Consider the following 19,101-nt stretch of genomic DNA (forward strand, 5'->3'; position numbering starts at 1 on the left):
TTGTTTGGAACCGATTACATGCCAATGAGGCGGTAACAGACCGGAGAGGGGAAGATGATGGCGCGAGAGAGGCTTGCAGCAGGCCTGGGGATGCTCACGTGCGGCGCGCTCGCGCTCGCGATGGCCTGCCCGGCATCCGCCCAATTGTATGATCGTCACGTCGTGTTCGACAATGCGCGCGTCGCGGGTCCTTATCATTTCAGCCTCGCCAGCAAGTCCGGGCCGAGCGAGCTCGAGCTGACCGGAAATGCCATCCCGGTGGACACGCGCACGTTCCACACGCCGCCCAATAGCCTCAAGCTCCACTGGACTTCGCGTTACGGCGGGGACTGGCGGGTGGCACTCGACGCGCAGAAATATTTCCGCACCAACAATTTCGTCGGCAATCGGCTGAGCCTGTGGCTCTATGCGGAAGAGCCGCTCGATGCCGATGCCGCGCCGGGGCTGGTGCTGACCGACGCCCGCGGCAACAATACGCCGACGATGCGCCTGCTGGGCGATCTCGCTTCACTGCCGGCGCGACAATGGGTGCAGGTCAGCATCCCGCTCGACAAGATCACCGACCTGGTCGCCTCGACCGAGGATCGCCGGCCCGATCTCAGCCATCTTGCGGGTCTCATCCTCGTCCAGCGGATCGACGACGGTAAGGCGCATACGCTCTATCTCGACGATATCCGCATCGACGATCCGGCCGCGGCGGTGGCGCCGCCGCCAAAGGCCCCGCCGATGGGCCTGGCGGCGAAGGGCTATGACCGCCACATCGATCTTTCCTGGCAGGTGGAGCGCGCGCCAGGGGTGGAATCCTACCGCATCTATCGTTCGATCGACGACAAGCCGTTCGAGCCGATCGGCATCCAGAAAGGCCATATCGCGCGTTACGAGGACTTTCTCGGCGCGAGCGGCAAGACTGCCAGCTATCGCATCAGTGCGGTCAATGGCGCGGGCCAGGAGTCGCCGGTGTCGCAGGCCGTGACGGCAACGACCCGGACCCTTTCGGACGACGACCTGCTGACGATGGTTCAGGAGGCGCAATTCCGCTATTATTGGGAGGGCGCGCACCCCAATGCCGGAATGGCGCTGGAAGTAACGCCCGGCGACCCGGATCAGGTCGCGCTCGGAGCGTCCGGATTCGGCGCAATGGCGCTGCTGGTAGGCATCGAACGCGGGTTCATCACGCGCGAACAAGGTGCCGAACGCTTCCTCAAGATCGTGCGCTTCCTTGCCCGGGCGGATCGTTTCCACGGGGTATGGCCGCATTATCTCGACGGCCGGACCGGCAAAACCATGGCCTTTTTCGGCAAATATGACGACGGCGGCGACCTTATCGAGACCGCTTTCATGATGCAGGGGCTGCTGTCTGCCCGCCAATATTTCACGCACAACACGCCTGCAGAGCGCGAAATCCGCGATACGATCACCCGCTTCTGGCGCGATATCGACTGGAATTGGTATCGCAACGGACCCGACAGCAAGGTGCTCTACTGGCATTGGTCGCCCGATTACGGCTTCTATATCCACCATCCGCTGATCGGCTGGAATGAATCGATGATCGCTTATGTGCTGGCAATCGCCTCGCCAACGCATGCCGTGCCGGCCAGTTTGTGGCACAGCGGCTGGGCAGGGCAGAATGCGCTGGGTGTGGAATATCGGCGCCGCTGGAGCCGCACGACGCAGGGCGACCAGTTCACCAACGGCAACAGCTATTACGGGATCAAGCTGGACGTCGGGGAAGGCAATGGCTCCGACCTGTTCTTCACCCATTTCTCGTTCATGGGCTTCGATCCGCGCGGCATGCGCGATGCCTATACCAATTATTTCACCAACAACCGCGCCATCTCGCTGATCAATCAGGCCTATGCGATCGACAATCCGCGCAAGTTCAAGGGCTATGGCGCGGATGCGTGGGGCTTCACCGCGGGGCTCCACGCCGGTGGTCGGCCGCTGCAGTCAGACGACAATGGCACGATCACGCCGGAAGGCCCGCTCGGCTCGTTTGCCTATACGCCAGCCCAATCGATGCTTGCGCTCAAGCATTTCTACCGCGATCTCGGCGCCAAGACGTGGGGCGTATACGGCTTCGCCGACGGCTATAATGAGACCGATAATTATTTCGACGAAAGCTATATGGGGCTGAACCAGGCGCCGGCGGTGGTGATGATCGAGAACCAGCGGACGGGGCTGATCTGGAAATTGTTCATGTCCAATCCCGAGATCGCGCCGGCGCTCAAGAAGATCGGCTTCCGGAAGGATTGAGGCAGGGCCTGACGCGGGGCGGTGAGGGGCAATCCGCCACCGCGAAACGTCACCATCGCCGCGGAAATGGCCGAGCCGCCGATGACGAAAATAAAAAAACACCAGAAACGAACTTGATGATTTCGGGCTTCCGGGCGTGCCGGGGTCACCTTCCCGACCATGCGACCTATGAGAAAGAGCCGGGCAGGCACGCGATCACCGCTCGGGAGGTTGGCGGACCTCGCGCGCATGTATGCATAATGCGTACAGTTGTCAAGGCTCCAACGACAGCGGGGTCAGGCGGGCACCGGTTGCATTTCGGAGCGATCTGCACCGGCTGACTAGCTCTTGCCGGCGGCGTCGGGCTCGGCGCGATTTGAGCTACGCCAGACCCTAAAGCCATCCTTAACTCAGCCGCCCGGCGCCGCGCAGCAGCGCGCGATGAACTGTTCGTGCGCGGGCATCAGCGAGACGTTCGATGCAACCACCTTCTCGACGTGATCGACCAAGGCGTGCAGATCATGGTCCGCGATCCAATCGACCGCCGGGTGATAGGTGCGGGGATGCAGCCCTTGGCCGAGCATAACCTGGACCCAGCTCGTTAGGCCGAACATCTCCGTGCCGTTGCGGAAGAACTGACCGTTGGCCACGAACAGGTCGATATAGGATTGTAGGGTATCCGGAATCCGCATCGTCCGGACGTAATTCCAGAATTCCGAATCCGTCCGTTGCGTGACGTGGTAATGGAGGATCAGGAAATCCCGGATCCTTTCATATTCGAAGTCCGTCTGCTCGTTATAGACATTCTGCAGCGCGATATCGCAGTCGGCATTGGGGAACAGGCTCATCACGCGGTTAATGCCCGCCTGCACCAGATAGATGGCGGTCGATTCCAGCGGTTCGAGAAAGCCGCCGGCGAGGCCAATCGCGATGACGTTGCGATCCCATAATTTGCGGCGCTTGCCGGTCGTGAAACGGAGCGGCCTGGGATCGGCCTGCGCCTTTCCGTCGAGGTTTGCGAGCAGGATATCGGCCGCGCGATCGTCGGTCATGAACTGGCTGCTATAGACGTGGCCGTTACCCGTCCGATGCTGGAGCGGGATGCGCCACTGCCAGCCCGCTTCGCGCGCGGTGGAGCGCGTATAGGGGGCGGGCGGGCCGACCTTTTCGCACGGCACCGCCAGCGCGCGGTCGCAAGGCAACCAGTGCGTCCAGTCGTCGAAGTCCACGCCTAAGGCATTCCCGATCAGCAGCGAGCGGAAGCCGGTGCAATCGAGGAAAAGATCTGCCTCGACATGATCGCCATTCTCGAGCTGGACGCTCTCGACGAACCCGTTGTCGGTGTGGCGATGGACGGCGATGACCTTGCCTTCGATCCGCCGAGCGCCCTGTGCTTCGGCGCGCCGCCGCAGGAAGCGCGCATAGAGCGTCGCGTCGAAATGATAGGCATAGGCGATCTCGGCCAAGGGTGAGTTGGGCGGCGCGTCGCTCGGCGGGGCCGTGAATTTGTCGAGCGGCGCTGCCACCGTATTGATCGAGTAGCGACCGATATCCTTGCCGCGGCCGTGGGCGCGCGCTTTCAGCCAATATTGGTGGAAGGGCAGGAGGCCGACATCGCGCCCGATCGTGCCAAAACCATGGACGTAGCTGTCGCCAATCCGCCCCCAGTCGTTGAACTGGATACCGAGCTTGAAACTGCCCTGGGTCTGGCGAACGAACTCTGCCTCGTCGATCCCAAGCAGGCGGTTGAATGCGGAGAGGTGGGGCACCGTCGCTTCGCCGACACCGATGATGCCGATCTCGTCGGATTCGACCAAAGTGACGTCGATCTGGCGGCCGAAGACCTTCGAGATTGCGGCTGCGGCCATCCAGCCGGCCGATCCACCGCCGATTATAGCGATTGAACGGATCGGGCGCCCGGTTTGCTGCTGCGTCATCGAACACCGGAAAAGAGGAAGGTCACGGCTTTATGCGCTCGCCGCAAGCCGAGCTCAAGCAAGCCGGGGAGGCCTGTGCGAGCGGTCAAAAAGTGAAATGGCCCCGGCGCGAGCGTCGCGCACGCCAGGGCCAAAGGCTGGCTGGTCGTTAGAAACGCAGACCGGCGGACAGCTTAATCAGCCGTGGCGTCCCAGTGATATTGCCCTGCTTGTTATACGTTGCCCGGAACGTGGAATCGGCAACGGCAATGTCGCCCGGATTGAAGTTGTGCCAGTTGAACAGGTTCAGCACGTCGACCCGGAAATAGCCGCTCACCCCGCCGAAGAAGGTGATATCCTTCGACAGCTGCACGTCGATATCCTTGTAGCCAAGGGTGTTGTGCGGCCGGCTGCTGCCGAAGATCGTGCCGCCGCCAAAGTCGTTGCAGACAGATTGTCCAGCCGGACAGCCCTTGATCCAGGCCGCCGCGGTCGGGGTCGCCAGCTCTACTCGGGCGGCGCCCGAAATGCCCCAGAACAGGTCGCGTGTGTAGGTTGCGACGATGCGATGGCGGGGAACCGCCGTCGCCTGGATCGTGGGATAGTCGCTCGCATAGGGCAGATCGAAGAGATATTGATTATTGTTGATCTGGTAAGGGTTCGACCCCCCGGCGATGTTGTTCTGTTTGCCGATCGAGAGGGTGTAAGAGAAAGTCGCACTCCAGCCGGACGCCTTTGTATAGGGCTTCTGCGTGCCGACGCCGAGCTGCCAGAGATGGTCCTTGGTGCCATTATCCCACAGAATCAGACCGCCGACGCCGGGAACGCCCTGTCCGCCCCACTGCGACCCGTTGTGGAAATAGGCGCCGTCCGAATACCGATTGCCCAGGCGGCCGACAATATTGTCAAAGCTCTCGATATAGGATGCTGAGACCTGGGTATTCCAGTCGCCGATCTTGTTGCGCATGCCGAGGCTGAACTGATCGGAATAAGGCGTTTTGATATTGTTGTGCAGCAGATCGACCTCGTGCGAGGTTGGATCGGTCTGGAAGGCCGCCAGCCCCGCCGGCGTGAGATAGGCCGGGTTAAAGGCGTAACAGTGATTGGCCGGGTTGACGTCCGCCGCCGTCGCGCAGGGGCCGAAAGAATCCTGCGTCTGGGCGGACGGGAAGTAGACTTCCGGGTTGCCGTTCAGCGCGATCTTGGTCGTCTCCAGCGCCAGCGTGGCAAACTGGTTGCGATTGTAGGCGCGGGCATAGCCGCCGAAGAAGACGTGCTTGTTGTCGCTGAACAGATCATAGGAGAAGCCCAGGCGCGGCGAGAAGTTCTTGGGCGCCTTACGGTTGCTGCCGGTGCTGACATAATCGTTGATATCATAGCCGGGCAGCGAGCCATTGCCCATCGCCAGTACCGCGGCGTAGGATTGCGTGGTTCCCGGGAAATTCGAATTCAGCCCCGCCACGACGTTGGCGGGCGTCTTGAAGTCCAGATAGGCTGGCACGACTTCGTAATCCAGACGGACGCCGAGGTTGATCGTCAGGTGCCGATTGACGTTCCAGTCGTCCTGAACATAGGCGCTATACTGCTTGTCCCGGGTCGTGATGCCCGCCTGGTCGAAACCGGCGGTGAGATTGGGGAATTGCAGCTTGTACGGCGTCGACGAGAGGCCGTTCGGCGTCACGGCATAATAATAGGTCGCGTTCGCCGCATCGGAGCTCGCATTCTGCGATGTCAGCTTGACCGAGCCGAAGCTGAAGCCGGCATGAAACGTATGGTCGCCGGCAAGGCGGACATTGGGCAGCGTCAGATCGTCCTTGAAGCTCCAGCCCTTCTGCGCATTGATCGCGCCGACGCCGGAGCCCGGACCGCCGACCTGGATCAGCGCGATCGAGCCGTTGCTGCTAGCGGCGTTCGGGAAATATTGGTATTGGATTTGCGGCGAGGCCTTGGTCGTCGTGGTCGACGAATTGGTGTCCTGATAGCTCACCAGCGCTTCGTTGGTCCAATGATCCTCATTGTGCTGCCAGCGGATATCCGCGCGCTTGTCGTTGTTGCGATACGGGGCCTGTGTCGAAGCCGCCGCCTGGCCGCTGCCGCCGGATACCGAATGCTCTAGACGCCATTTGGCGGTCGCCTCGATCCGGTCCTTGTCGGTCGGTTCAAGGTCGACCTTGCCGAAATAGAGGTTTTCCGTGAACGGATTGGTGACCGGGCCATACTGGCTCGCGACGTCCGGCGGCAACACGGAGGTCGCCTGCGCTATGGTTACGCCTGAACCGGGAAATACGGCGGCCTGATTTGAAAGGCTCTTATGCTCCCACGTGAAGAAGAAATGCGCGACATCCTTGATGATCGGACCGCCCACCGCGAGGCCATATTCCTTGCTGGGCTCCTTCGTCTTGGCAGCGTTGGTGGCCTTCTCGACCGGGGTCTTCGCGCGCAGCTTCTGATTGGTGAAGGTGCCGAACCCCTCGGCGTGAAATTCGTTGGTGCCTGACTTGGTCTGGGCGATGATGATCGCGCTCGATGCATCGCCATATTCGGCGCTGTAGTTCGAGGTCACCACCTTATATTCGGCGATCGCCAGCTGCGGGAAGGGGTTGCCGGGATCGCCGTTGCCCTGCGCACCCGCGCTGCCGGTGATGCCCGATCCGCCGCCGACCAGATCCTTCTGGCTGACACCGTCGATATAGACGTTGACGCCTGCGGCCAGCTGCGCGCCGCCGCGCAGCGAGGTGTTGTGATTGGCATCGACGCTGAACTGGACGCCGGGGACCGTGCTGGCGAATTCCAGGAAGTTGCGCGTCACCTGCGGAAGAGCCGCGATATCGTGCAGCGTCACGAACTGGTTGACCTGCGAGGTACGAATCTCGGACGTCGCGCGGGTGCCCGTGACCACGACTTCACCTGGCGCGCTCTCCGTCGACGCCGCGGTAGCCGCAAGAAGGTCCACGACGGACGTCGAAGCCACCGAGAGGATCACGTCCGTTGCCTGACCGCCGGCGGTGACGCGATAATTGCCGGGCTGGAGGCCGGCGATGACGTAGGTGCCGTCCGCGCTCGCCGTCGTGCGGCGCACCGAACCGGTATCGACCGCGGTGGCGACCACCTCGGTTCCGGGCTTGGCGTGGCCGCGCAACGTGGACGCGCCGGCCTGCGCCAGTGCCGGCGTGGGGACCATAACCACGCTCGCTGCTGCGATTACCGCGAGCGAAGCTCCTAACTGTGCGAGAACGGCAACCTTCTTGCCGAGCGAATTTGTCATCTCGAGTCCCCTCCCTGGGATCAGGTCAATGCCTGATCTGCGTCAGGCCGAATTGCAGCAATGAGTTTATGATGTATCCGGTTACATGAAATAGCAAGCGCGGCGATGACTTCCCGCAAACGGGTTGCTGAAACCGGTTACACAAGTTAGCTTGCTTCCAGGAGATCCACGACTCATGCGTTCGATTTTCGCGTTGCGGAGGTCGCGCCTGCTAGGTCGATAATGGGCAACAGGGAGCTGGAGATGATAGCGGAGCACCGGGGAAGCGAATCTACCCGCAGCGTGTCGACGCTCGGACGACTTTCGATACTGCCTGCCGGCTGAGCCAGAAATATTCCGGCTGGGCGCGAGCTTTGATGGCGAACACACACAAGTCGACACGAATGCCCACAGCTTACAGCCGGGATCATCGATTGATTCCGGGCTGCCGTTCGTGGCGCCGTGCGAGGACGGCCGGGAACATATGCCCGTCACTTCCCTCTTTCCTTTCTTCTGCCCGCGCGCCGGGGCCGAAGCATTCATCAGTATGAAAGTATGACCATGACCGCTTCACGCCCGACCCGCCGCTCGCTGCTGAAAGGGGCATCCGCCGCCGCGATCGCCGCGATGGTGACGCCCGCCCGCGTCTGGGCCGAACGCGCCGAGACGCGCGATCCGTTCATCGAACGCATCATCGCCGGGATGAGCATCGAGGAGAAAGCGGGCCAGCTCACCATTTACAGCGACCCCGCCCGCACCGATGGGCCGCCGGTCAATCCCACGGCCAACCGCCAGAGCCTCGACCAGCTCAAGGCCGATATCGCCGCCGGGCGCCTGACCGGCGTGTTCAACGGAATCGGCGTGGCGGGCGGCCGCGAGCTGCAGCGGATCGCGCTGCAGTCGCGCAGTAAGATCCCGATGATCTTCGCCGCGGACACGATCCACGGCATGAAGACGACCTTCCCGGTGCCGCTGGCCGAAGCCTCGAGCTTCGACCCCGAGCTTGCCCGCCGTACTGCGCGTGCCGCCGCGGTCGAGGCGTCGGCCAAGGGCATCCATTGGGTGTTCGCGCCGATGGTCGACGTCGCGCGCGATCAGCGCTGGGGGCGGGTGGTCGAAGGGTCGGGGGAGGACACCTATCTGGGTGTCGAGTTCGCCAAGGCGCGCGTTCAGGGTTTCCAGAATGGCGACCTGCGCAACAATGACAGCGTGCTCGCCTGCCCCAAGCATTTCGCGGCCTATGGCGCGGTCCTGGGCGGCATGGACTATAACACCGCCGACATTCCCGAAACGACGCTGCGCGAAGTCCATCTGCCCGCGTTCAAGGCGTCGTTCGATACCGGTGCGCTCTCGACCATGTCGAGCTTCAACGACATTGCCGGCGTGCCATCGACTGGCAATCATTATCTGCTGACCGACATATTGCGCGGGGAATGGGGATTCCGCGGCCTGGTCGTGTCCGATTATACGTCGGACGAGGAGATGATCCTGCACGGTTATGCCGCCGACGGGCCGGACGCCGCCGCCAAGGCGATCAATGCCGGCTGCGACATTTCGATGCAGAGCGCATTGTACATCAAGCATCTGCCCGACCTGGTGAAGGACGGACGGGTCAGCATGGAGACGGTCGACACGTCGGTGCGGCGCGTGCTGACGGTCAAGCGGGCGCTCGGCCTGTTTGAAAATCCGTTCCGCTCGCTCGATCTGGTCCGCGAGAAACGTGACGTGCGGCGCCCGGACGCGATCGCGCTGGCGCGCGAGTGCGCGCGCAAATCGGTGGTGCTGCTCAAGAATGAAGGCGGTCTGCTGCCGTTGCCAAAGTCCGGCAAGTCGATCGCGCTGATCGGCCCGTCGATCGCCGACAAAGCGGATTGCCCGGGTCCATGGGCCAACTTCCCCGACATCGAAAGCTGCGTGACGATCGAGGAAGGATTTCGCGGGGCGCTCGGCCGGAACGCCGCGCTGCGCGTTGAGCGTGGCTCGGACTATGAAAAGCCGCTGGAAGGCGGGATCCCGGCGGCGATTGCGGCGGCGATGGCATCCGACGTCATCGTGCTGGTGGTGGGTGAAAGCACCAACATGGCGGGCGAAGCGCAGTCGCGCACCGATATCGTCGTTCCCGCTCCGCAAATGGCGCTGGCCGAGGCGCTTGCCGCGACTGGCAAGCCGATGGTGGTGTTGTTGCGCCATGGCCGCGCGCTCGCGCTCGCCGGCGCGGTCCGCAATGCGCCGGCGATCATGGCGACCTGGTTCCTCGGCTCGGAAACCGGCCATGCCATCGCCGATGTCGTGTTCGGGGATTTCGCACCGCAAGGGCGTCTGCCGGTCAGCTTTCCCCAGGCATCGGGCCAGGAGCCGTTTTTCTACAATCACCGCGCGACCGGGCGGCCGCAGGTCAGTGACGACGCCAATTGGAAGGCGCGCTATCGCGAGATCACCAACGACGCGCTGTATCCGTTCGGCCATGGCCTGACCTATTCGAGCGTCTCCTATGCGCCGACCCAGGTGAGCGCCCCGACCTTGTCAGGCGGGCAGGTGCTGAAGGTTACCGCCACCGTCACCAACACGGGCGCCCATGCGACGCATGAGGTGGCGCAGCTTTACATCCACGATCGCGTGGCGAGCATGACCCAGCCGGTGCGCGCGCTGAAGGGCTTCCAGCATCTCGATCTCAAGCCGGGCAAGAGCGCGACCGTGGAATTCACGCTGTCCACCGCGGATCTCGGCTTCGTCCATCCGGACCTCAAGACCTATGCCGAACCTGGCATATTCGACGTCTGGGTCGCGCCGTCGTCGGTCGGCGGCACGCCCGCGAGCTTCACGCTTACGGCGTGATCGTGCCGTTTCGGTTGTCGCCGCGCGGGCTTTGCCTACAAGCAAGGCGATGATCCACGGCGGACAACATATTCCTTCTTGGCCGATGCGGGAATGAAGCCTGTTCGTGCAGGGACGGGGATGGCAACGGCGCCAACGCCGCTCGGCTGGGGCAGGAGCCTCTTATTCTCCAGCGGAGACTTTGCCTGCAATCTCTACTGGCAGAGCATCACCTTCTATCTGTTGTTCTTCTATACCGACACGCTTGGCCTGTCCGCGGCGCTGGCGGGACTGATCACGCTGATCGCGTCCGTCTGGGACGGGCTTGCGGCGCTGATCATCGGTGTCGCCGCCGACCGGCGCAGCAGCCGTGCCTTCGTGCGCGTCAATGCCGTGCCGCTGGGGATCGCGTTCGTACTGCTCTACCTGCCCGTGCCCTTGCAGGGAGCATGGTTGGCGGGGTTCGCGCTGATCGCGCACATGCTGTTCCGCACGCTCTATGTCGCGGTCAACGTGCCTTATGCCGCGCTGACGGTGCAGATCGCGCCCGACAGCGCGAGCCGCTCCCGCATTGCCGGGCTGCGCATGATCCTGGGGGCGGGCGCCGCGTTCGTCGTGGCGATCGGGACGCAGGCCTGTATCGGGCTGATGCCGCGGATCGGCTATGCCGCCGCCGCAGGCCTGTTCGGGATCGTCGCGACAGCGATGCTGTTCGTAGTCGGCAGCATGCGGCCAGTGGCGGCTCCTCTATCCAGCGCGCGTCCGCCCTTCCGGTTTAGGGCGGTCGTGGCCACGATCGCAGGGAATCGCGCCTTCGCGATGGTCAATCTCGGTATCTGCGGCGCGGTCGCGGCGATGGCCGTACTCACCCGGGCGATTCCCTATTATTTCAAATATGAGGTCGGAGATGTCGCCGCGGGATCGGCGGCGCTTGCGATGATGAGCATCGCCGGCGTGCTGGCGATCCCGTTGTGGATGTTCTGTGCGGCGCGTCTCGGCCATCGCGCCCAATGGCAGATCAGCGCTGTGACGGCAGGGCTGGCATTGATCGGGTTGCTGGTGCTGCGGCCGACCTCGATCCTGCCCGCGCAAATGCTGTTCATCCTGTTCCAGGCAGGCGGGCAGGGCCTGTTCTTCGGTTTTTGGGCGCTCATTCCCGATGTTGTCGAACATGGCGGCCGGCCGGGCAGCCTCCGTATGGACACGTTCCTGTTTGGGATCGCGGCGCTGATGCAGAAAGTCACCATGGGCGTTGCCGTGGCGGTCTTCGGAGCATTGCTGTCCTGGTCCGGCTATGTCGCGGGCGAGGCGCAATCGCCGCGGGTCCTGAGCAGCCTGATCTGGTTGACGGCTGCGTTGCCCTTATTGGGACTGGCCGGCGCTTCGGGCGCGATGCTGCGCTTCCCACGATCGCTTGTCAGCCGTGACTGATCGGGTTGTCACGGATCGATGAAACCGGTTACAGAGCCGCCCGTCGGGCGCGATAGTGGCGGGAGGCAGATGGCGGCCGCATTCGTGCGGCTGCAGATATGATGGCTAGGATTTCACCTCTGACCAGTTTCGATCGGCGCAGCTTGCTGCTCGGCTCGACCGCGTTGCTGTCCGGCTGCGCGGGCCTTGGCCATGTCCGCCCGGCGGGCGGGACGACGGAGGGCGATGAAGCCTTTCTGCTCGAAATCGCACGGCGGACGTTCAACTATTTCCGCGATACGCATCAGCCGGACAACGGCCTCGCGCCGGATCGCTGGCCGACCGTCTCGTTCGCGAGCATCGCTGCGACCGGCTTTGCGCTGACGGCATGGCCGATTGGCGTTTCGCGCGGATGGATGGCGCGGGGCGAAGCGCGCAAGCGCACGCTGGCCACTGTGCGTTTCTTCGCCGCCGCGAAGCAGGGGCCGGAGGCGGAGGGCGTCGCCGGTTATCGCGGATTCTTCTATCATTTCCTCGGCCTCAACACCGGCACGCGGCTGGGGCAGACCGAATTGTCGACGATCGATACGGCGTTGCTGCTCGGGGGCATCCTGTTCGCGCAGAGCTATTTCGACCGCCGCCATCCCGAGGAAGCGGAAATTCGGGCCCTTGCGCAGCAGATTTACGATCGGGTCGAATGGACGTGGCCGCGACCGCGGCAGCACTTCCTGGCGATGGGCTGGCATCCGGAACAGGGCTTCATCGCGTCCGACTGGGACAGCTTCAACGAAAGCCTGCTGCTATACGTGCTCGCACTCGGCTCACCCACAAACCCGATCGAGCCGGAGACGTGGGATCGTTGGACCGCCACCTTCGACCGTGCCTGGAACGCCGCCGACAAGGACCCGTATATCGCCTTCCCGCCGCTTTTCGGCTTCCAATACAGCCACATGTGGGTCGATTTCCGGGAGATCCACGACGCTTATAACAGCGAACGACAGCTCGATTATTTCGAGAATAGCCGCCGCGCGACTTATGCGCAGCGCGAGTATGCGATCCGCAATCCCGGGGGCTGGGACGGCTATGGGCCGAACGTGTGGGGGCTCACCGCCTGCGACGGACCCGGGGACTTCACGATCATGCAGGACGGGGTAACCCGCCAATATTACAGTTATTCCGCGCGCGGCCCGGGCGACCGCGACGATGGAACGCTGGCGCCGACGGCCGCTGCCGGCTCGATCGCCTTCGCGCCGGAGATCGTCCTTCCGGCCTTGCGCGAGATGCAGACGCGGTACGGCCGCGCGATCTTCGGCGAATATGGTTTCTGGGATTCGTTCAACCCGTCGCTCAAGGGCGGCCCGATCCGATATGGGCGGATCGTGCCGGGTGTATGCTGGGTCGACGGCGATTATATCGGAATCGATCAAGGCCCGATTCTGGGCATGATCGAAAATCATCTCACCGGCTTCATCTGGAAGGTGATGCGCCGAAACCCGAACATCGTCCGCGGCCTGCGCCGGGCGGGATTCAAGGGCGGGTGGCTGGATGCCAAACCGGCGCGTGCCGCTGGCTGACAGCCTATTGCTGAAGATCCTCGCGGCCGCCGATCCAGCTCCGCACGACATTCAAATCGTCATCGACCAGAATGAGGTCGGCGCGCAGCCCGGCGGCGATCGTGCCGGTTTCCTCGGCCAATCCCAGGAAGCGTGCCGGTACGGCTGACGCCATTGCGGCCGCGGAGCGGAGCGAAGCGCCAGTCTGCGCCATCAGATTGCGGACCGCGCTCGCCATATCCAGCGAGGAACCGGCCAGCACGCCCTGATCGTCGCGCAGCAGGCCGTCCTCCTCATGAATATGGCGGCCCTGCAGCGTGAAGCTGGTCTCCGTAGTGCCGACGCTGGGCATGGCGTCGGTTACCAGCATCAGCCGATCCGGGCCCTTGGCGCGCAGCGCGATGCGGACGGTGGCGGGATGAAGATGATGACCGTCGACGATGATGCCGGCAATGGTGCGGTCATCCTCCAGCGCGGCACCGACGGCACCGGGTGCGCGGTTCATCAGAGGCGACATCGCGTTGAAGATGTGGGTGAAGCCGGTCAGACCGTGATCGATGGCGGTGCGGACCGTCTCATAATCGGCATCGGTATGGCCCGCCGCCACGATCACGCCGCGTGCGACCAGTGCCTGGATCGCCGCCGGATCGACTTCCTCCGGCGCGAGCGTGACCAAGGTGCGGCCGTGCCTGGCGGAGCTCAGCAGCTCGACCGCATCGGCATCGAACCGGCGAAGCTTCGCCGGGTCGTGGATGCCGTGGCGTGCGAGGCTGAGAAACGGCCCTTCGATGTGGATGCCGAGTACGCCCGGTACCCCCGCCTCGATCGCCGCATCGACGGCGGCAATCGCACGCGCGACCACGCTCAAATCGTCGCTGATCAGCGTGGGGAGAAAGCCGGTAGTCCCGTAATTGCGGTGCGCGGCCCCGATCGCGGCGACGGCCTCGACGCTCAGGCCGTCGTTGAACAATATCCCGCCGCCGCCATTCACCTGCGTATCGATGAAGCCGGGCAGCAGCAGCTTGCCGGCCAGATCGATGCGTTCGGCCTCAGCCGCGGGCTCGGACGAAATGGCGCGGATGCGATCACCCTCGATCACCACGCACACGTCGTCGCGCAACCCGGCGGGGAGCAAGACGCGGCCATTGACGAGGGCCAGCGCCATCAGAGGGTTTCCGTGACCTTGGCGAGGGTCGGCGGCCGGTCAGGGTCCCGCCCGCGCGCCACCGAAAGCTGGTTCACCATGCGATAAAAACTCTGCACGAGCAGGATCGGCTGCACCAGCGGGTCCGCCTCGAGCGCGGGGAGCGTGATGCCCGAAGTACCCTGCAAGCCGGCAACGAGCACCTGTGCGCCGCGGGCGGTGAACTGGTCGGCGAGCGAGCGCACGCTTTCCTGCGATTCGTCGTTCTGCGCGGTCAGCAACACGGGGAAGTCGGGCCCGACCAAGGCCATCGGGCCGTGGCGGATCTCGGCCGCGCTGAACGCTTCGGCATGAAAGCCGCAGGTTTCCTTGAATTTGAGCGCCATTTCCTGCGCGACGCCGAAGCCGTGGCCGCGGCCGACGACATACAGGTGATCCGCGGCCTGCAATGTTGGCAGGGCTGCCGACCAGTCCTTTGCCCAGGCTTGCTCGAGCAGGTCGGGCAAAGCGCGCACGGCGTCCAGCAGGCGCGCGTCCTGCTGCCACTCGGCCAGCATGTGCAATATCGCGGCCAGCGTCGCGATGAAGGATTTGGTGGCGGCAACGCTCTTTTCCGGGCTGGCGCACAAGGGCAGGGCAACGTCTGCCAGCGCGAACAAGGGCGAGGCTTCGTCATTGACCAGCGACACCAGGAACGCGCCCTGATCCTTAGCCGCGGTTGCCGCCGCCACGAGATCGGGGCTGCGCCCGGACTGCGACATTGCCAGCATGATCGTTCCATCCATCCCCGGCGCGGCGTCATAGACCGACGAGACCGAAGGGGAGGCGGAACTGGTCAGCACGCCGGCATGCGTTTCGATGAGGTAACGCGCAAAGGTCGCAGCATTGTCGGAGCTGCCGCGCGCCAGCGTGATCACGACGCGCGGCGGACTGTCGCGGAGCATTTCGCCGAGCCGGGCGGCGGCATCGGCATTGCGCGCATGCTGCTGCCGTATGGCGGCGGCGGCTTCCGCGGCTTCCGCGAACATCAAGGTGGAATGCGGATCGAGCATCGGAATCAAGCGGGGCCGGTGCCGAATTCGGCGACATAGTCGTAACTGTCGCCCCGGTAGAGCGAGCGGGTGAACTCGACCGTCCGCCCATCCTGGGCATAGCCACGGCGTTCGATCTCCAGTGCCGGTGCGCCCGCCTCGACATCGAGCATCTCGGCCTGGTCGGCGGTGAACAAAACCGCGCGCAGCCGCTGGAGAACGCGCACCGGACGGGCATCGCCCAGCGCCGCGTAAAGCGACTCCTCGACTGCATCCAACGAGCGCAGATCGCTTGCCGGCACGGTTGAGAATTCCAGCGCCATCGATTGCTCGTCGGCATAGCGAATGCGGGTGAAGCGGAAGACCCGCGTGCCGGGGCTCAGGCCGAGCGCCATCGCCTCTTCCGGGGTTACCAGGCCTTCCGACCGGGCGAGCCATTCGCTGTGCGGATGGCGGCCGCGCGCCTGCATATCTTCGGTAAAGGATGTGATCGTCGCGAAATTCTTTTCCACCCGCGTGGCGACGAAGGTGCCTGCGCCGTGGCGGCGGGTCAGCAAACCGGCATCGACCAGCCCGTCCAGCGCCTTGCGCACGGTAACGCGCGATACTTCGAAGGCATCGGCCAATTCGCGCTCGGCCGGCAAGGCCTCGTCAGCCGATAATATCTGCGACTCGATCGCCTGGCGCAGCACCCGCTGCAGCTGGAGATAGAGCGGCGCGCTGTCCCCTGCGGACAACCGGCCGACCCGTTCAACGAACATATGCTGACCCCTCCATGCTGCACCCTTCTTGCCGTACGAAAGATACCACTACAATACCAAAAATTGCTTTCATTGCATTTTTGGTATTGCAATCTTGTTACCAATCCGTCCTAATCGCATCATCAGGTACGGAATCGGCAGTGTATCGGTTCTGGCGTTCGCAGGGTTGTTTCACATTGGTCATAGATTGGCCTTGTCATCACGCACGGGCGGCATTGGGGAGTCATTAGCATGGTCAAGGATCGTAAGGGGATTTTCGCAGTCGGTGTAAGCCTGATCGCGATGTCGGTTGCCGCGCCCGCATGGGCGCAGGATACATCGACCAGCAATTCAACGCCGACGACGGAAGGCAAGGCTTCGGCGGGCGACATCAAGGGCGGTGTCAGCCCCGCGCAGGAGCGCAGCGGCGCGGATGGCGACGAAATCGTCGTTACCGGCATCCGCGCCTCGATCCAGGCCTCGCTCGACCAGAAGCGCCGCTCCGACATGGTGAGCGAAGTGCTCACCGCGCAGGATATCGGCAAATTCCCGGATAAGAATGTCGCCGACTCGCTCGGACGCCTGACCGGCGTCAACGTCGTTACCGGCTCGGCCGCTGCCGGCGGTTTCGGCGAGAACCAGAATGTATCGATCCGGGGCACCGATCCTTCGCTCAACCTGACCTTGCTCGATGGACACAGCGTCGCCACCGGCGACTGGTTCGTGCTCGATCAGACATCGGGCGGGCGCAGCTTCGATTTCAGCTTGCTGCCGTCCGAAATCGTCGGCAGCCTTGAAGTCTACAAGTCCAGTCAGGCGGATTTGCAGGAAGGCGGCATCGGCGGCACGATCAATCTCCACAGCCGCAAGCCGCTCGATCTGCCCCAGGGCACGATCTCGCTGACCGGACAGGCCGCCTATAACGATCTGGCCGACAAGTGGACGCCGCAGGCCTCGGGCCTGGTTAGCTGGAAGAATGATGAAGGAACGTTCGGCGTTCTTGCCGCCGGCTTCTTCCAGAAGCGCGACTTCCGTCGCGATGGCCAGGAGATCCTGGGCTATACCGACTACACCAACTTCGCGGGTACGGGGCAAACCGTGACCGCGCCGAACCTGATCGGTGCCGCATATTTTCGGCAGAAGCGCACGCGCAAGGGCGGTCTGGTCGCGGTCCAGTTCAAGCCGAGCGATCGGGTCGAGGTCAATATCAACGGTCTCTACACGCGCCTGGACGCGGACAATGTGAACACGAATTCGATGGCGTGGATCAGCCGCGTGATCGGCAGCAATTCAACCCCGGGGCCGAACAACGCGCTCGCCAGCTACACGATCAGAGATGGCTTTCTGACGCAGGCGAACTTCAACCCGACCACGACTGGCGGCGCGGCCATCCAGGGGCGCGTGCAGGACGACATCTTCCGCAAGGCCTATTCCTCGACGCTGGTGGCCAACGGAGATGTGACCTTTCACGCGACCGATAACCTGACGCTGACCGGTGAGGTCGGCTACACCAAGGGCAAGGGTGCCACGACCGACACATTCGCCTGGGAAACCTACTGGGACACCGGCGTCAATTATTCGATCACCGGCAAGACGGCGGACGTGTCGTTCCCCGGCCTGCCGACCGATCCCACGAGCCAGGCCTATCTCAACAATTATTACAGCTGGTCATGGGGCGGCAAAATCATCTCCCCGGACAAGGAATTGTACGGCCGCGCCGACGTCGAACTGGAGCTGCCCGACAATGGCTTCGTCAAGTCGATCAAGGTTGGCGGGCGCCTGACCCATCACACCCGTTCGCTCGATTATACGGCTTATGCCTGGCCGGGTAACGGCCTCTACTCCGGCACGAAGGGCGTCGGCCTCGGGACCGTCTATGACGGCGATCTGATCCCCGGCAACTTCGGCAAGGGGCTCTACGATTTCCCGCAATATTCGCTGGCCGACCAGGGCAAGGTCCAGAACGAGCTCGACAGCGTAGCGGGTGGCCGCCAGTTCGCTTTCTATCCGCCGCTCAGCTTCTCCGTGAAGGAGGAAACGCAGGCGGTCTATGCGATGGCCAAACTGGGCAACGACAGCGACTGGCGCGGCAATGTCGGCGTGCGGGCGGTCCACACCGACCTCGACACGACCCAATATTCCCCCAATGCGCCGGTGCTCGACATCAAGAACGTCTTCGGCAATTTCGGCACGGTCAAGGACAACAGCAAATATTGGGACATCCTGCCGAGCGCCAACCTGACCTATAATATCCAGCCGGATCTGCTGGTGCGCGGGTCGGTTTCCAAGGTCATGACCCGGCCCGGCTACGCGCAGCTTGCCGGCGCCTTCTCGCTTTCGGACCTGGCGCTGACGGGCACGGCCGGCGGCAATCCGCATCTCAAGCCGACCCGCGCCTGGCAGTATAACGTCGCAGGTGAATGGTATTACGGCAAGCAGGCGTTGATCTCGGTCGGCGTATTCGCGCTCGATATCCAATCGTACATCACGAACCAGACGACGACGCAATTCTACACCACCCAGCAGCATCCGCAGGGCGCGAACTTCCTTGTCACCGCGCCCGTCAACGGCAAGGGCGGCACCAACAAGGGCTTCGAAGTAAACTGGCAGCAGCCGCTGTGGTTCGGCTTCGGCATCCTCGCCAATTACACTTATGCCGACGCCAAGGCGAAGGGCGGGGGCACGATCGATGGCAACAGCAAGCATACCTACAATGCCACGCTGTACTTCGAAAACAGCCTGCTGAGCGCCCGCGCGGCCTACAGCTTCCGATCGAAGTTCCGCTCCGGCATCGATCGCGGCACCCCAATGTGGCAGGACGATTTCGGTCAGCTCGACGGATCGATCCTGGTTCATGTCACGCAACAGATCGCGCTGACGGTGGACGCGCAGAACCTGCTCAACAAGAAGCTCTATTACTTCGTGGGCAATCCCAGCATCCCGCGGGCCTATTACAATAACGGCCGCACCTTCTGGGTTGGCGCCAAGGTCACGTTCTGAAACAAGGTGGGCGTGCC

General features: G+C 63.3%; 10 protein-coding genes. 5 read left to right on the forward strand and 5 right to left on the reverse strand.

The features are described 5' to 3' along the window. The first annotated feature begins 57 nt into the window (after positions 1–57). Positions 58–2,253 (forward strand): glucoamylase family protein, encoded by a 2,196-nt coding sequence (locus DX905_RS15065; RefSeq protein ID WP_205412273.1) that lies wholly within the window; start codon positions 58–60, stop codon positions 2,251–2,253. Between the two features lie 389 nt (positions 2,254–2,642). On the opposite strand, the gene DX905_RS15070 is transcribed toward DX905_RS15065, so the two are convergent. Continuing rightward, positions 2,643–4,169, reverse strand: a complete 1,527-nt coding sequence (locus DX905_RS15070; RefSeq protein WP_116092065.1) for a tryptophan halogenase family protein — start codon at positions 4,167–4,169, stop codon at positions 2,643–2,645. A 148-nt stretch (positions 4,170–4,317) separates the two neighbouring features. Continuing rightward, a complete protein-coding gene (locus DX905_RS15075) occupies positions 4,318–7,413 on the reverse strand; it encodes a TonB-dependent receptor (protein WP_116092066.1) in 3,096 nt (1,031 codons plus the stop codon). Positions 7,414–7,953: 540 nt separating this feature from the next. Between DX905_RS15075 and bglX the strand changes: the two genes are divergently transcribed. The 3 genes from bglX to DX905_RS15090 all read left to right on the forward strand — a co-directional run bounded on the left by bglX (position 7,954) and on the right by DX905_RS15090 (position 13,190). Then, on the forward strand, positions 7,954–10,227 hold the full coding sequence (gene bglX / locus DX905_RS15080) for a beta-glucosidase BglX (protein ID WP_116092608.1): 2,274 nt from the start codon (positions 7,954–7,956) through the stop codon (positions 10,225–10,227). A 120-nt stretch (positions 10,228–10,347) separates the two neighbouring features. Continuing rightward, positions 10,348–11,637, forward strand: coding sequence for an MFS transporter (locus tag DX905_RS15085; RefSeq protein ID WP_162875669.1), 1,290 nt, complete (start codon positions 10,348–10,350; stop codon positions 11,635–11,637). A gap of 98 nt (positions 11,638–11,735) precedes the next feature. Next, complete coding sequence (locus tag DX905_RS15090) at positions 11,736–13,190, forward strand: glucoamylase family protein (protein WP_240320883.1); 1,455 nt, start codon at positions 11,736–11,738, stop codon at positions 13,188–13,190. A 4-nt stretch (positions 13,191–13,194) separates the two neighbouring features. Here DX905_RS15090 and nagA read toward each other — a convergent pair whose 3' ends face one another. Genes nagA through DX905_RS15105 form a run of 3 tightly spaced genes read right to left on the reverse strand, consistent with a single transcriptional unit; the run spans position 13,195 to position 16,105 of the window. After that, the gene (gene nagA / locus DX905_RS15095; protein WP_116092068.1) at positions 13,195–14,334 is read right to left on the reverse strand and encodes an N-acetylglucosamine-6-phosphate deacetylase; all 1,140 of its coding nucleotides are present in this window, start codon (positions 14,332–14,334) and stop codon (positions 13,195–13,197) included. Beyond that, positions 14,334–15,365: an SIS domain-containing protein gene (locus DX905_RS15100; protein WP_205412274.1), complete on the reverse strand. Its 1,032-nt coding sequence runs from the start codon at positions 15,363–15,365 to the stop codon at positions 14,334–14,336. The genes nagA and DX905_RS15100 overlap by 1 nt, the downstream gene beginning before the upstream one ends. Before the next feature lie 5 nt (positions 15,366–15,370). Then, a complete protein-coding gene (locus tag DX905_RS15105) occupies positions 15,371–16,105 on the reverse strand; it encodes a GntR family transcriptional regulator (protein WP_116092070.1) in 735 nt (244 codons plus the stop codon). Between the two features lie 231 nt (positions 16,106–16,336). Here DX905_RS15105 and DX905_RS15110 point away from each other — a divergent pair, with 231 nt between their 5' ends. Then, complete coding sequence (locus tag DX905_RS15110; RefSeq protein WP_240320884.1) at positions 16,337–19,084, forward strand: TonB-dependent receptor; 2,748 nt, start codon at positions 16,337–16,339, stop codon at positions 19,082–19,084. The last annotated feature ends 17 nt before the right edge of the window (positions 19,085–19,101 follow it).

The organism is Sphingomonas crusticola (assembly GCF_003391115.1).
GTDB lineage: Bacteria > Pseudomonadota > Alphaproteobacteria > Sphingomonadales > Sphingomonadaceae > Sphingomonas_I > Sphingomonas_I crusticola.